Annotated in this window: 1 protein-coding gene; it reads left to right on the top strand. The window is 43.6% G+C overall.

The window, feature by feature from the left end:
* The first annotated feature begins 74 nt into the window (after positions 1-74).
* Positions 75-1,289 (top strand): IS256 family transposase, encoded by a 1,215-nt coding sequence (locus EIZ37_RS25470; RefSeq protein WP_134687568.1) that lies wholly within the window; start codon positions 75-77, stop codon positions 1,287-1,289.
* Positions 1,290-1,463 lie beyond the last annotated feature (174 nt).

The raw sequence follows: 1,463 nt of genomic DNA on the forward strand, positions 1-1,463 counted from the left end.
GAGTCTGTAAAATATTCTGTGTAAACTCTCAACCTCTAAACTACAATTAGTCTTAGAAAGGTTGGGAGATTTTTATGATGTCAAAAGAGCAGATCAAGCAGTGGATCAAAGAGAAAAATATGAAGTCAGTGGACGACGTACAGTCAGCGTTAAAGGATCTATTTGCAGACACGATCCAAGAAATGTTAGAAGCTGAAATTGAGTCCTCTCTTGGATATGCCAAACATGACATGAAAAACAAGCGGACAACCAACAGTCGCAATGGGTATAGCAAGAAAACCGTCCGTTCTGAGTACGGGGATATTGACATCCAAGTACCTCGAGATCGAGAGGGTGATTTTGAGCCGACCATTGTAAAGAAACATCAGTCCAATGTTACAGGGATCGAAGATCAAATTCTCGCCCTATATGCCAAAGGCGTATCCACACGCGATATCCAAGACCATCTGCAGCAGCTCTACGGCATCGAAGTCTCACCAACACTCATTTCCAATGTAACGAATAAAGTTGTTCCGATGATCAAAGAGTGGCAAAATCGCCCCTTGCAATCGGTTTATGCTGTTGTCTTCTTAGACGCAATTCACTTTAAAGTAAAGCAAGACGGAGCTATCGTCAATAAAGCCGCCTATATGGTGATTGGTATTGACCTTGACGGTCATAAAGATGTGCTTGGGATCTGGATTGGGGAGAATGAATCAGCAAAATTCTGGTTGCATGTACTCAATGAACTGAAAAATCGTGGAGTCCAGGATATTCTCATTACGAGCGTCGATAACCTTCGTGGCTTTACGGAGGCCATTTCGGCATGTTATCCGATGACGGAGATTCAGAAATGTGTCATCCATCAAATCCGAAACTCCATCAAGTATGTTTCCTATAAGGATCTAAAAAAGATTACGTCCGAGCTGAAACCCATCTATAAGGCTCCAACGGAGCAAGCCGCATTGGAAGAACTCCAGCAGTTTGAACAAACCTGGGGCAGTAAATATCCCTTGCTGGTTCGTTCCTGGCGGAATAACTGGGACGAAATCGCGACTTTCTTTAAATATCCTCCCGAGATTCGAAAGCTGATCTATACAACCAACGTCATCGAGAGTTATCACCGACAGCTTCGAAAAGTTACAAAGGGAAAAGCCATGTTTCCCACAGATGATGCCCTTCTGAAGATGTTATATCTCGTAACCATGGATGTCCTACGAAAGTGGACGGGACGAGTACAGAACTGGGGCCAGATTCTCTTGCAGCTATCTGTTTTCTTTGAGGATCGAGTACAACCGTACATCCGCTAACAAATGAAAAGCTTCATCCCCGAAGGGATTATCTTTCTCTCCACCAACGCGTCAAGGGATCACTTCGCCTTACGCCCTTGACTCTGTTTGCTCCGAAAAAATGTCCCAATTAGGGGGATGAAACTCTTTTCATATATCGGTTGATTGAGTTTACACAAAATTCTTGACAGACCC

Source organism: Brevibacillus migulae (assembly GCF_004521915.1).
GTDB classification, from domain to species: domain Bacteria; phylum Bacillota; class Bacilli; order Brevibacillales; family Brevibacillaceae; genus Brevibacillus_F; species Brevibacillus_F migulae.